We start from the raw sequence: 13,131 nt of genomic DNA on the forward strand, positions 1-13,131 counted from the left end.
GCGTTCCCTGACGTTGAATCGAGTTTGACTCGAGGTTGACTTCAAGCGGCGCCGATGTGGCGCATCAGACGCGTCTTCACATCGGGCGGCGTGATGGTGGGGCGCGGCAGCCCGTCGGGTGTGCCTCGGCGAATGGCCAGACGCACGAAGCGCGGGCCGTCGAGCGGCGCGGCTTCGAACAGGGCGTCGAGCACATTCACGTCGTCGCTTTCGACCGCCGACGCATAGCCGCACGCCGCCGCCACGCCCGCAAACGAAACTTGCGGCGAGACCGTGGCCTGGCCGCCGGTCGAATCGTGCGCGCCGTTATCGAGCAGCACGTGCGTGAGATTCGACGGACCGTACGCGCCGATGGTGGCGAAGGCGCCCATACGCATCAGCGCGGCGCCGTCGCCGTCGAGCGCGACCACGTGCAGGTCGGGACGCGACAACGCGAGACCCAGCGCGAACGGCGTCACGCAACCCATCGAGCCGACCATGTACAACTGGTTCGCACGGTCGTCGATCGCGTAGAGCTCGCGCCCGCAAAAGCCGGTCGACGCGAGCACCACCGTCGATTCGAGCGGCGTGTGCGCGATCACCTTGTTCAGCGCGTCGTGACGCGAAGGCAGTTCGCTCGCTGCCACATTCGTGAACCGCGATTGCGGCGTGACAGGCGCGCGGCGCTCGCTCGCACCGCCGTCCTTCAATTCGTACGGCGCCACGCTGCCCTTCTGCATCACGAGCGCGTACGGGCGGCCGGTTTCATCCATATGCGCGATGGCGCGATCGAGCGCCGGGCCGATTGCGTCGGCTTCCGTCGGGAAGGTTTCCCAGGGAATCTCCATCGTCTCGAGCATCGCGGGTGTAACCGGACCCATCAGCGCGTGCTGGGGTTCGTCGGCGACACCGGGCTGGCCGCGCCACGTGACGATCAGCAATTGCGGCAGACGGAAGGTCCACGTGAGCGAGGTCAACGGGCTCACGGCGTTGCCGAGCCCGGAGTTCTGCATCATGGTGATGCCGCGCCGGCCGTTTTGCGCGCCGAGCGTGACGCCCGCGATCAACGCGACGGCGTCGCCTTCATTGGCCGCCGACACGTAATGCAACGATTCGTCCTGCAACACGTAGTTGATGAACGGCGTCAGATACGAGCACGGCACGCCCGCATACCAGTCGAAGCCGCGCTCGCGCGCCGCCTCGACGAACTGTGCTGCCTCGATCATTGCGCGGCTCCGCTCGCCGCGTCCGTCGCATCTTTGCCGGCTGCACCAACCGCGGCCGCGAACGGCGCCTGCGCATGCGCGAAATCGCCAGCACGGCGGAAGTCTTCCAGGTCGTTCACGCCGCGCCAGTGGCCGTGCACGTATTGCACTTCAATCGATTCGCCCGCTTCGATCAGCGCGTTCAGCAACGCCGGCATGTCGAGCGACGCGAAATCCGCGCGCGCCTGCAACTGGCTCATCACCGCCTGCAAACGCTCGCGGCCTTCACCGCGCACATTCAGCAGACCGACCCAGCGGCCATGCGGTGTTTGCGACGCGATCGCCGAGGATGCATCCTGCCCGCTCGACACGTGACGCAGCACGACCTTGTTGCCGAACAAACCACGGTCGTCGGCGGCCGAACACCACGCGAAATCGCGCACGCTGGCATTTTCCGCGTCAGTCAGCGACGAATCGACCACCACGCTGAACGCCGCTTCGCTCTCCACGAGATCGCGCAGAATGTAGCTGCGGAACAGCAGATCGCCGTACGAGACCACTGTATCGCCCGCGAGTTTATCGACCGCACACGCGAGCGACGCGAGTTCGCCGGTTTGCGCGTGCTGTTCATTGACGACGAGCTTGATGCCCGCCGTGTCGATCGCATCGGCGCGATAACCGCCGACCACGGTAATGTCGTTCACGCCCTGCTTCTTGAACGCATCGACGAGCCAGCGCAAGAGCGGCTTGCCGGCGATCGGCAGCATCACTTTCGGACGGTCTTCGGTGACGGCTTCGAGGCCCTTGCCGCGGCTCGCTGCGAGCAGGACCGCGGAACCGGCGGCACGGCCGCTCGACAGGTAGCGATCCTCGGCTTCCGAGTATTCGTCGGCGTCTTGCAGGCGGAAGATTTCGTTGACGGCGGCAATGCTGTCTTCCACATTGACAAGCGTTTCGCTCGAATGGATCTCTTTGGCGACGGCCTGCATGGCCGACGTCGCCGCGCGAATCAGATGGTTCGCCCAGATCACCGTGCTGATGCCGGCTTCGCGGAACACTTCGGTGGGCGTGCTGTAGTACTTGGTCGGCACGATCACGAGCGGGCCGCGGCCGGCCCATTCGCGCGCGAATTCGAGAATTTCGTCGGGACGCGACAGCTTGCTGTGAATCAGGATCGCGTCCGCGCCGGCCTGGCGGTACGCTTCCGCGCGACGCAGCGCTTCGTCCATACCCCAGCCGGCGATCAACGCTTCAACCCGCGCGACGATCGAAAAATTCTCATCGGACTGCGAGTCTTTGCCGGCCTTGATCTTGCCGCAGAACTCGTCCATATCGGCGAGCGGCTGTGCTTCGCCGTTGATGAAGCTGTTGGTCTTGGGGAATTGCTTGTCTTCGATACACACGCCGGCAATGCCCCGCTGTTCGAGCTTGCGCACCAGGCGGCGCACGTTGTTGAAGTTACCGTAGCCGGTATCGCCGTCGAGCAGGATCGGCAGATCGCTGGCGTCGGCCATGAATTCGAGCGTGTCGACCACTTGCGTCCAGCTTGCTTCGTTGTTGTCGCGCACGCCGTATTGCGCGGAGATCGCGAGGCCCGAACCCCAGATGGCCTTGAAGCCGGCTTCGCGAACAATGCGGGCGGACAGGCCGTTATGGGCCTCCATCATGAATTCGAGTTCGTTGCTGACGAGCATCTGGCGCAGGCGCGCGCTACGGGAAACAGACACGAAAGCGGGTTCGCGGGCGTTCATTTTATGTACTCCTGGTGGCGGGCTTATCAATGCTCTTCTATTGCCCGGCTGGCGTCTGGAAAACGGCGACTATAGCGGAATTTTTATTTATTCGTCTTTTCCGTGACAGCGGTTTTCTTCATTTGCGGATAAGTGGAAAAATGTGTCGTTTTTTGCAATCCGCAATTGCGAGAAGTCGCTTGGATTTTATTGGCGTTTTGTGGAATTCTGCCGCAACCGCACGACCACGCTTCGACGGGCGGCGCGTCCGTTCGTTTTTGTCATCACGCGGTTGTGGCGATACCGAGGTTTTAGTATCCGTATTTTATTTACGGAAGGTTTTAACTCTTATTATCGATTCGCCAACACTGCCATTTTCTCACCCGCAATCGTGGGGAATCCCGATTAAATCAGCATCGAGTAAATCAGCAAGTGCGAATGCACGCATAAAGCCGCCCTCACGATGATAAAAAGTCCTTTTAGTCAGACGAATAAAAAACCTGACAGCGGGTTTCCCCTGCCCTGCGCAGCTTCTGTCGCCGCGCCGTAAACACAGTCAGCGACAAGCCACTCGCCGCAAGCGAATCCAATCCCTGACCGACCACCGTTCGAAAGCAGAAACCGCTATGACCCTGAACAAAAAACTGACCTCGATGATCGCCGTCCTCTGGATCGGCCTGATCCTGATCGGCGGCTTCGGTGCATGGCAAAACCGTGCCTCCATGATCTCCGACCGCCGCGATCAGTTGAAATCGCTGATCGACCAGGCCGACCACATCGTCGAGCGCTACTACACGCTCGCGCAGCAGCACACCATCACGGACGAGGAAGCCAGAAAGCAGGCGCTCGATTCCCTCAAGGCGATGCGTTACGGCACGGACGGCTACATCTCCGTCAACAATTCGCAGCCCGTCATGCTGATGCATCCGTTCAAGCCGCAGATGGTCGGCAAGGACCTGACGCAATTCACCGATCCGGCGGGCAACCATCTGTTCGTCGATATCGTCAACGCGGGCAATCGCGACGGCGGCGGCTTCGTCGACTACCTGTGGGCCAAGCCGGGCAGCGACAAACCCGTGGCCAAGACCAGCTTCTCGCGGCACTTCGCGCCGTGGGACTGGTATATCGTCACCGGCATGTACATGGACGACGTGCAACGCGCGTTCTACGCCAATCTGCTGCGCTGGCTCGTCATTACCGTCGCGCTCGGCGCGATCGCCACCGTCGTCATGTTGCTGGTGCTGCGCAGTATTCGCCGCATGCTCGGCGGCGATCTCGAAGTGGCCGTCGAACACGCGCGGTTGATGGCGCGCGGCGATCTGGCCACGCGCGTGCCGGTTCAGTCGGACAACACCGGCAGTCTGTTGCACGCGCTTCAGACGATGCAGGCCGGTCTCGTCGAAACGGTGTCGCGCGTGCGTCTCGGCACGGAGAACATCAATATCGGCGCGACCGAAATCGCCGCCGGCAACACGGACCTGTCGCAGCGCACGGAAGAACAGGCCGCCGCGCTCGTCGAGACGGCGTCGAGCATGGACCAGATGACGGTCAACGTGAAGCAGAACGCGGACAGCGCGCTGCAGGCCGCGCATCTCGCCGGTCAGGCCGCGGACGTCGCCACGCGCGGCAGCCGCGTGGTGGACGACGTGGTGCGCACGATGGGCGAGATCACCACCAGTTCGCGGCAGATCGGCGACATCATCGGCGTGATCGACGGCATCGCGTTCCAGACCAACATCCTGGCGCTCAACGCCGCCGTCGAAGCGGCCCGCGCGGGCGAACAGGGACGCGGCTTCGCGGTGGTCGCCGCCGAAGTGCGCAGCCTCGCGCAACGTTCGGCCACGGCGGCGAAGGAAATCAAGGCGTTGATCGAAACGTCGACGACTACCGTGGAATCCGGCGCGTCGCTGGTCGCCAACGCCGGGTCGACGATGGGCGAGATCGTGCAATCGGTGCGCCGCGTGAACGAGATTCTCGAGGAGATCAGCAACGCCTCGCGCGAACAGAGCGCGGGCATCGAGCAGGTCAATCGCGCGGTCGGCGAAATGGATCAGGTCACGCAGCAGAACGCGGCGCTGGTCGAAGAGGCCGCCGCTGCGGCGCATTCCTTGAAGGATCAGGTGGGTGTGCTGCGCGAAGCGATTTCGAGCTTCGCGCTGCCGGCCTGAGCGTTTTTACACCGCCTGACACGAGCAGCGGAACAGCAGAAGCAGCAAAAAAGAAGGCGCTCAACAGGCAGGGAGCGCCTCTTTAACACGCCGCGTCGGAGTCGACGCATTAATCGAACGAAACAGCCGCGCGGATTTTTCAAGTCCGCGCGGTTTTTTTATGGACGCGCGCGCCCCGGTCTAGCGTCGGTTTGCGCCTCGTCGGCACGGTCACCGCGCTCGGCGGCGGCACGGTGCGCGACGTTCGGCTCGGTCACTATCCTCTTGCGTGGATCTCGCATCCAGATTACGTTCTCATTACAATCGGAGCGGCGTCGATAGCCGCGGCGTGCGCGAGGTGGCTGCGCAACTGGCAAAGACTCTTCGTCACGGTCGGTGCGATCGGCTGCGACGTGGCCGCCGCGCTGGACGCAAGCCCCGCCATTGTCGTGCCGGCCGACGCGACCGCCGGCGTGCACTGCGGCATGTTGCGCGACGTGCTGTGCAACCAGATGCCGCTGGTGTTGCGTCAGGAGTTGTAAGCGGGCATCACGCCCGGCGCCGGCGTCGTGTATGTGGGTTTGCAAGCCTGCGGCGCGGCGGCGGAACCGGTGTCGCTCGTGGTGCTAGCAAGCGGTTCGCGATGCACATGCCAGCCGCGCGTTTCCGCTGGCAACTCAAGGCATTCACCGCCGCCGATTCGGGCGGCACAAGTTAATCGAGCTGTTCGTTATGCGCATCCAATGATCCAGAAGAAGAAATCGCAGTCGCACGATCCCTACGCGCCCGTCGCGAAGCATCCCTTGCTGGCCGCGCGCCTGCCGATGTGGCGTTCGAAATTCATCGTCCTGCTGGTGTTCGGCGCGTTCGCCTCGCTCGCGGGACGCGCGTTCTGGGTGCAGGTGGTGAACCAGGACTTCTACGTCGATCAGGGGCAAAAGCGCTATCAGCGCACCATCGAACTCGACGCGACGCGCGGGCGGATCGTCGATCGCAACGGCTCGATGCTCGCCGTCAGCCTCGCAACCTACGAAATCTGGGCTTCGCCCAAGCTGATCGACGAAGCGGCTGTCGCGCCGCTTTCGAAACTGCTCGATCTGCCGCTCGCGGAACTGCGCCGGCGTCTGAACGGCGACAAGACCTTCGTGCTGCTCAAGCGTCAGGTGGATGCCGAGACCGCCGGACATCTGTCGAAATTGGGCCTCGCCGGCATCACGCAGATCGCCGATTCGAAGCGCTTTTATCCCGAAGGCGAATCGGCGGCGCACGTGGTCGGCTTCACGGACATCGAGGACAACGGCCAGGAAGGCGTAGAGCTCGCCGTCAACGAACGGCTGCTCGGCGTGCCCGGCCAGCGCGAAGTGATCCGCGACCGGCTGGGGCGCGTGGTGTCCGAGACGCGGCCGCTCGTGCCCGCGCAGAACGGCGATACCATCCACCTGACGATCGACCGGCGGATCCAGCAGCTCGCTTATGCGCAACTCAAGGAAGCGATTGCCAAACATCACGCCGAAGCCGGCAGCGTGGTGGTGCTCGACGCGCGCAACGGCGAGATCCTCGCGCTCGCCAACTACCCGAGCTTCGATCCGAACGACCGCGCCCGCCTGACCGGCCGCCAGTTACGTAACCGCGCGGTGGTCGATACCTTCGAGCCGGGATCGACGATCAAGCCGGTGGTCGTCGCGCTCTCGATCGACGAGGGCAAGGTGCGGCCGCAGAGTGTGATCGATACCGCGCCCGGCTGGTACAAGATCGGGCCGGCCGTAATCCACGACACCTCGAATCATGGCGTGATGACCGTCGCGGAAGCCGTGCAGAAGTCGAGCAACATCGCGCTCGCCAAGCTCGCGTTGAATCTGCCGGCCGAAAAGATCTGGACCAAGTATCAGGAATACGGGCTCGGTTTGCGCCCGGAACTGACGTTTCCGGGCGTGGCATCCGGCAAGGTGCGTCCATACAAACGCTGGCGTCCGATCGAACAGGCGACCATGGCGTATGGCTACGGGCTGTCCACCTCGCTATTGCAGATGGCGCAGGTATACACGGCCTATGCCGGCGACGGCACCATGCATCGCGTAAGTCTGTTGCGCAACGGAGCGGGCGCGGCCGCGCCGTCCGACGACAAGGGCCACGCGGTCACGACGCCGGCCACCGCGCGTGCCATCCGCTCGATGCTGGAAATGGCAACCGGTGTGGGTGGCACAGGCCGCGCGGCGACCGTGGAGGGCTACCGGATCGGCGGCAAGACCGGCACGGCACGCAAACAGGTCGGCGCGACTTACGCGAAAAACCGCTACCGCGCGCTGTTCGTCGGCATGGCGCCGATGAGCGACCCGCGGCTGATCGTTGCGGTGATGATCGACGATCCGGCGGGCAAGGCGTTTTATGGCGGGACGGTGGCCGGCCCGGTGTTCAGCGGCGTGACGGGCGGAGCGCTGCAGTTGCTGGGTGTGCCGCCGGACGCGCCGGGTACTTGAACGAGAGCTTCGGGTGGCATGCGGCGAGCGACGGAGGCGCGCGATTCCTTTTTCGCATGCCGTGCAGAAGATTGATGCGTTGGGCTGCCATTGCGTCAATCTCGCCAGCCACCCAGTCGCGCAGGTCACGCAAATTCGGCGCGAGCGTCAGCGCCTCGTATCAACGTGCCATCTGCGCATCGCTCGCTGCTGCCAGCGCCTCGATGCGATTGCGGCCGTTGCGTTTGGCCTGATACATCGCGCGATCGGCATCTTCTATCATCGCGCCGCCCAGTTTGGCCGCCTCGCTCGGTGTGCCGCTGATCGTGCGCGCCGCCACACCGATCGACACCGTCAGGACGATGCGCTCGCCATGATTGTCCTGCAAAGCCAGCCGTTCGACCGCCAGCCGCACACGCTCGGCGACGGTAAGCGCGTCGGCCCGGTCGCCTTGCAGCAGCGCGGCGAATTCTTCGCCGCCATAACGCGCCACCGTATCGCCGAGACGCACCTGTTGCCGCACACAAGCCGCCACAGCCGCCAGTGCGCGGTCGCCGGTCTGGTGGCCGTAGGTGTCGTTGATGCGCTTGAAGCTGTCGATATCGATGAACAGACACGCCACCGGCACGCCGTAGCGACAGGCGCGCATGATCTCCTCGCGCATCCGCTCGTCGAAATAGCGGCGATTGGCGAGGCCCGTCAATGAATCGGTCATGCCCATTTGCTTGAGCCGCTCGCGATGCGCGACGTTGTCGAGACTCGCTGTCACGATGCTCGCGAAGCGCTCCAGAATGTCGGTGGCCATGCCTTCGGCGAAACGCGCCGGGTCGTCGCTGCCGAGACAGAGATAGCCGCTCGCGGCGTCGCCCACGGCAAGCGGCAGCACGATTGCGCTCGCGGGGACCGCGCCGTCGCCGAAGAATGCACGCCGCGCCGAATCGCCCATGCCGTGCAGCTTGCCGAGCCACGGCCGGCCCGCTTCGCACAAGCCTTGTGCGGCAAGGCCACCTTCGCGCGAGACCAGCAGCTTCGACTGATCGAGTGCGCGCAAGGCGGCCGGCTCGAGCAGCTCGCGCAGCATTGGCGCGCGGTCGTCGAGCCAGAGCGTCACGCCCGTCAGCGAAAATTCCCGCGGCAATTGAGTGAACAGCGTGTCGAGAAACGATGCGAAGTCCTGAGCGCCGATTAAACGCAGTTCGACGTTCTGGAAGCGCCGTAACGTGCGCTCGTTGTGCTGCACGGTATCGACGAGCGAACGAAGGCGCTCGGAAAGCGGCGTTTGGGCGAGGTTCGTCACGTTATCAGGGGCGGGCCCGAAGGCGAAGCGGGGTTGGCGACCCCAATCGCTGTAATAACGGCGGATCTTGCCGGGTCTTGAGGGTCCGATCGCGCGACTACGCTTTTACGCGGTTCGCTTTTCGCCTTCTTAAGTCTGGCTTAATTCTTTGCTGCAACCATGAGGCACAACATCCCCTGTTGAAGCCGCCAGAGCACCGGCGGCGCTTTTTCCCCGGGGTGTCGACGGCGCGCCAGAAGATGGGCTGCAGGCCCGCGAAGAAGGAGTCAGACCATGGTTGAAGACACGGTATTCGAGCATCTGCGCGCCATGCCCGGCAATGACTGGGTCAGCCAGATTCACTCATGCAAGGTCTCGGACCCGCTGCAGCATCCTTGGGGTCGCTCATACCGGCTCGTCGAATGGACCATGAAGCACACGCCCGAATCAAGCCACCGCGTGGTGCCCGCCGAGAGCACGCCGCTCGAGATCGCTCAAGCTGTTGTCTCGCACGTGCCGGGCCGCCGTTTTTGCCAGGACGGCAACGAATAACCCAGCAGCGCGCTGACACGCGCCGCGCAATCGACGCTCTAGCCGCGCGCGGCGATCGATGCGCAGTGGTCCAACGCATCATCCAGCCGGTCGTTGCCCCAGAACATTTCATCGCCGACAAAAAACGTCGGCGCGCCAAAGATGCCACGAGCCGCGGCCGCCGCGGTTTGTTCACGCAAGCGTAGTTTGTTCGCGTCGCTTTGCGCTTCGGCGATGATCTCCGCCGCCGGCAAACCCAGTTCATCGAGCGCTTCGCCCACCACTTCCATCGAACCGATATCGCGGTCATGCGCGAAGTTCAGTTGCATGATCTTGCGGCAATAGGCGGCGATCCATTCGCGCTGCGCGCCGAGGAGCGCCACGCGCATTGCAAGAAGCGCGGCGCGCGGAAACGTGGAGGGACGCTTCAGGGCGATGCCGTATTTGCGGCATTGCCGTTCCATGTCCTTCCACACATACGCACCCTTTTCCTTCTGAAGCACGAACGGCGAATTGTCGAAACCGAGATCGCGAAACACCGGCCCCAACAGGAACGGACGCCAGCGAATCCGCACGCCTCGCGCAGCGGCCTCCGCTTCGATGCGCATGACGCTGAGGTAGCTGTAATTGCTGCCGAAGTCGAACCAGAAATCGATTTCCGGCGCATGCGTGGGCACGCGCGTTGCTGATTCGTTCATCTTTTGCCCTCCAGTCATTCGTAACCGGACCGCGCTTATGTCTTGCAAAGCTTAACAGTCGGACAGAGCGCGTGTCCCTATGATGGCCCTTCACACCGCTACGTCAGATGCTCATAACATGATGAAGTATCCCTACGACATTCTCACCGCCGCGTGTCTTTTCATCATCGTGGTTTCCACGTCAATCATGCTCGTGCTGTCCTGAGCGATTCCACCCTCTTCCGCGGCACCGGAAAACCTAGGTACGCACGCTACGCGGTTCCGTAGAAAGACGGGATATACTGTACATATATACAGTATCTTTCATCTGAGTAGTGCGCCTTCCACCCTTCGAACCTCCCACGCTCATCGAACTGCGCGCCTGGTGGCGCACGCGCGACGAGCAGGCCGTCCAGCGGCTCATCCTCGAAATCCAGCGGCAGCGGCTCACGCTGCTGGAACTGCGCTATCTGATCGACGGCGGCGTCCAGCAGGCGCGCGCCGCGGACCGCACGCTGGTCGAGCGTGGCGAACCGTTAATGACACTGCGTATCAGGATCGCCCAGGAAGTGCTCCGGGTCGGTGAGATCGACGACACGCGGCAAATGAGCCGCGCCGAACAGGAAAGGCTTGCGGTTCGCACGGAAGGCCAGATGGACTACGCGCGCGAAGGCCGTCTCAGGCGACAGCGCCGCAATATCTAGCGCAAACGCGACCTCGCTGCCGCAGCGGTTAAGCGAGGTCGCGCCGTTCGATCAGCGCGTTTGCGTGGCCACGCGCAGGCCGAGCGAAATGAACAGCACGCCGATGATCTTGTTCTGCCAGCGCGTCAGCCACGTCAGACGCTTGACGAATTTGCCCAGCGGACGAATTGTCAACACGATCAACGTCGTATAGAGCGCGCTCATGCCGACAAAAATCAGCCCGAGCGTGGTGAACTGCAGAAACATGGAGCCGTGTTCGGGACGAACGAACTGCGGCAAAAACGCGAGAAAAAACAGCGCGGTCTTGGGATTCAATACTTCGGCGGGAATAGCCTGAAAGAAGGCTTTCGAGGCCGACACCGGCGCGACCGCCGGCATATGAGCGCTTGCCTGTTTTTCGCGCAACGCGCGAACGCCCAGATACACCAGGTAGGCGGCGCCGACGAACTTGACCGCGTTGAAGGCCAGCGCCGAAGTCATTAGCAGCGCCGACAGGCCGACCGATGCGCCCAGCGTATGAATGAAATCGCCGACCGCAATACCAAGGCCGGTGAGAATGCCGGCCTTGCGGCCGCCGTGCACGGTGCGCGTCAACACCAGCAGCACAGCCGGACCGGGAATCAGAAAGAGCCCGAATACAACGGCAACGAAAGTCCCTAGCGTGGATAGATCAAGCATGTCGTCTCCTTGGTGACGCGCTGGTTGCACGAACAGGCGCGCGTTCAGCGGAAGATTGTAGACGAACGGGTGATTTCTGATTCGCGCGCGCCGTGCCTGCCGTCCGGTGCACTGCCATCACTTACATGACAAACGCGCGGCGAGCGGCCGGCACAATGCACGCCGGAAACGGGCTCGCGGGTCTTGCAGAGTCGTGTCCGAGATAGTCCGTCAGTGGCGGCTGATCCGTTACCATGGCGGGCACGACGCCGCGTGCGGCCCGTATTTTTTATCTAACGAACTCCTTGCCTTGCCCACTTACACCCTGCCCGCGGCGTTGAGCGCGGAACTCGAGATACGCAAAAGCCGCTTTATTGCGTACGCGATACCGGTTGCCGACCGCGACGCCGCGATGGCCGAATTGCGGCGCCTGCGCGACGAGCATCCTGCCGCGACGCATGTCTGCTGGGCGCTGCTGGCTGGCGGCCAGTCCGGCATGTCCGACGACGGTGAGCCCTCCGGCACCGCTGGCCGGCCGATTCTCGAAGTACTGCGGCATCACGACCTGGACGGCGTGCTGGCCGCCGTCGTGCGCTACTACGGCGGCGTGAAGCTCGGTGCAGGCGGTCTGGTGCGTGCGTATACCGATGCGATCGCTTCCGCGCTGCTGGATGCGCGGCGTGTCGAGCGCATCGCGCAGGTTTCGCTGACCGTCGAGGTCAGTTACGCCGACGAGGCGAAAGTGCGCCGATGGATCGACGCCGAAGGCTATGCGCTCGTGGATAGCGCCTACGCGATGCTGGTGAAAATGACGATCCGTTTGCCCATCAACGCGGTGGATGATGCGCAGCGAGCGTTGGTGGATATGACTCAGGGAAAAGCCGGCTTCTTCTGACGGCGTGGCGTGCCTCGTCCTTAAAGGAGGCCGAGCGCGCCCCGATTAAGAGATGCCTGGGCGCGGGCCGCTGTTACCATGTTGTTTATTCCCCGGAACGACTCAATTTAATAGGGTAACTCCTCTGACCTCGACCGCCGCTTTTTCCAGCATAGCGCCTGAGTTGCCGCATCGGAGCGCGTCTGTGCCGCAGTCGCTCGATGCCACGCGTTCACCGTTGACCTCGACCGTGCTCAAGGGATGCGGCACGCTCGCGCTGCCGTTGATGCTCTCCGCCTGCTCGTGGTCGTGGTTCGGCCTGAATACCTCGGCACGCGCGGTGGCGCATCCGACCGGCTGGCTCAGCGTCGCGCCCGCAAGTGACTTCGCCTACGTGCCCGCTCGCGACGGACAAGTTTCGCCGAACCGCATCGAAAACACGGCGATGACGGGCATCGTGCTCAAGAATGACATCAATGAAACCGTGCGCAATGGCATTGTAAAGAGCCTGCGGATTGCCGGTTTTCATCTCGACGGGGGCAAGCGGGTCCTCAGCGGCAGCATCGAGAAATTCACGGTGGACGACACGCGCTCGCCAGCGTTCTGGACATTGAAAATGCGCTACGTGGTGACCGACGCCGCAACCCAGAAGGTTGTGTTCTCAACCACCAAGACGGTCAAGCAGAAGTCGCCGAAGTTCACCAGCAGCACCATCGCCATTGAAGACACGGTCAAGCTGAGCGTCGACGCATTGATCGACGATCCGGGGTTTGTCAAAGCGGTGAATTAAGCGCACCCTCGACATCGGCCTCACCAGCTTCGCTACAATCGCACAAAGGTGTCGCGCGCGCCGTCTTGCGCGCGGCCCGTCGCAACTGCGTTCTTTCTACGTGCG

At 63.1% G+C, this 13,131-nt stretch carries 12 protein-coding genes; 7 read left to right on the plus strand and 5 right to left on the minus strand.

Features of this window, described 5'->3' with window-relative positions; genetic code table 11:
* Nucleotides 1-41: 41 nt before the first annotated feature.
* Together aepY and aepX are read right to left on the minus strand one after the other, a co-directional pair.
* Nucleotides 42-1,205 (minus strand): phosphonopyruvate decarboxylase, encoded by a 1,164-nt coding sequence (gene aepY, locus B0G73_RS16895; RefSeq protein WP_106282454.1) that lies wholly within the window; start codon nt 1,203-1,205, stop codon nt 42-44.
* Nucleotides 1,202-2,935, minus strand: a complete 1,734-nt coding sequence (gene aepX, locus B0G73_RS16900; RefSeq protein WP_106282455.1) for a phosphoenolpyruvate mutase — start codon at nt 2,933-2,935, stop codon at nt 1,202-1,204. The genes aepY and aepX overlap by 4 nt, the downstream gene beginning before the upstream one ends.
* Nucleotides 2,936-3,540: 605 nt before the next feature.
* Between aepX and B0G73_RS16905 the strand changes: the two genes are divergently transcribed.
* From B0G73_RS16905 to B0G73_RS16915, 3 genes are all read left to right on the plus strand, one after another.
* Nucleotides 3,541-5,082 carry a methyl-accepting chemotaxis protein gene (locus B0G73_RS16905; protein ID WP_106282456.1) on the plus strand — a complete coding sequence of 514 codons (1,542 nt, stop codon included), beginning with the start codon at nt 3,541-3,543 and terminating at the stop codon, nt 5,080-5,082.
* A 191-nt stretch (nt 5,083-5,273) separates the two neighbouring features.
* Nucleotides 5,274-5,603, plus strand: a complete 330-nt coding sequence (locus B0G73_RS16910; RefSeq protein WP_181196564.1) for a trimeric intracellular cation channel family protein — start codon at nt 5,274-5,276, stop codon at nt 5,601-5,603.
* Between the two features lie 201 nt (nt 5,604-5,804).
* A complete protein-coding gene (locus tag B0G73_RS16915; RefSeq protein WP_106282458.1) occupies nt 5,805-7,538 on the plus strand; it encodes a penicillin-binding protein 2 in 1,734 nt (577 codons plus the stop codon).
* 160 nt (nt 7,539-7,698) lie between these two features.
* Here B0G73_RS16915 and B0G73_RS16920 read toward each other — a convergent pair whose 3' ends face one another.
* The gene (locus B0G73_RS16920; RefSeq protein WP_106282459.1) at nt 7,699-8,814 is read right to left on the minus strand and encodes a diguanylate cyclase; all 1,116 of its coding nucleotides are present in this window, start codon (nt 8,812-8,814) and stop codon (nt 7,699-7,701) included.
* 273 nt (nt 8,815-9,087) lie between these two features.
* Between B0G73_RS16920 and B0G73_RS16925 the strand changes: the two genes are divergently transcribed.
* On the plus strand, nt 9,088-9,345 hold the full coding sequence (locus tag B0G73_RS16925) for a DUF2866 domain-containing protein (RefSeq protein WP_106282460.1): 258 nt from the start codon (nt 9,088-9,090) through the stop codon (nt 9,343-9,345).
* Between the two features lie 38 nt (nt 9,346-9,383).
* Here the strand turns inward: B0G73_RS16925 and B0G73_RS16930 are convergent, their stop codons facing one another.
* Nucleotides 9,384-10,022 (minus strand): 2-hydroxychromene-2-carboxylate isomerase, encoded by a 639-nt coding sequence (locus B0G73_RS16930; RefSeq protein WP_106282461.1) that lies wholly within the window; start codon nt 10,020-10,022, stop codon nt 9,384-9,386.
* Nucleotides 10,023-10,336: 314 nt separating this feature from the next.
* Here B0G73_RS16930 and B0G73_RS16935 point away from each other — a divergent pair, with 314 nt between their 5' ends.
* A complete protein-coding gene (locus B0G73_RS16935) occupies nt 10,337-10,705 on the plus strand; it encodes a hypothetical protein (protein WP_106282462.1) in 369 nt (122 codons plus the stop codon).
* A 51-nt stretch (nt 10,706-10,756) separates the two neighbouring features.
* Here B0G73_RS16935 and B0G73_RS16940 read toward each other — a convergent pair whose 3' ends face one another.
* Nucleotides 10,757-11,383, minus strand: a complete 627-nt coding sequence (locus B0G73_RS16940) for a LysE family translocator (protein WP_106282463.1) — start codon at nt 11,381-11,383, stop codon at nt 10,757-10,759.
* A 289-nt stretch (nt 11,384-11,672) separates the two neighbouring features.
* Between B0G73_RS16940 and B0G73_RS16945 the strand changes: the two genes are divergently transcribed.
* Both B0G73_RS16945 and B0G73_RS16950 read left to right on the plus strand, forming a co-directional pair.
* Nucleotides 11,673-12,257 (plus strand): YigZ family protein, encoded by a 585-nt coding sequence (locus B0G73_RS16945; protein WP_106282464.1) that lies wholly within the window; start codon nt 11,673-11,675, stop codon nt 12,255-12,257.
* 229 nt (nt 12,258-12,486) lie between these two features.
* The gene (locus B0G73_RS16950; protein ID WP_106282557.1) at nt 12,487-13,026 is read left to right on the plus strand and encodes a hypothetical protein; all 540 of its coding nucleotides are present in this window, start codon (nt 12,487-12,489) and stop codon (nt 13,024-13,026) included.
* Nucleotides 13,027-13,131: the final 105 nt, after the last annotated feature.

The organism is Paraburkholderia sp. BL25I1N1 (assembly GCF_003002025.1).
GTDB lineage: Bacteria > Pseudomonadota > Gammaproteobacteria > Burkholderiales > Burkholderiaceae > Paraburkholderia.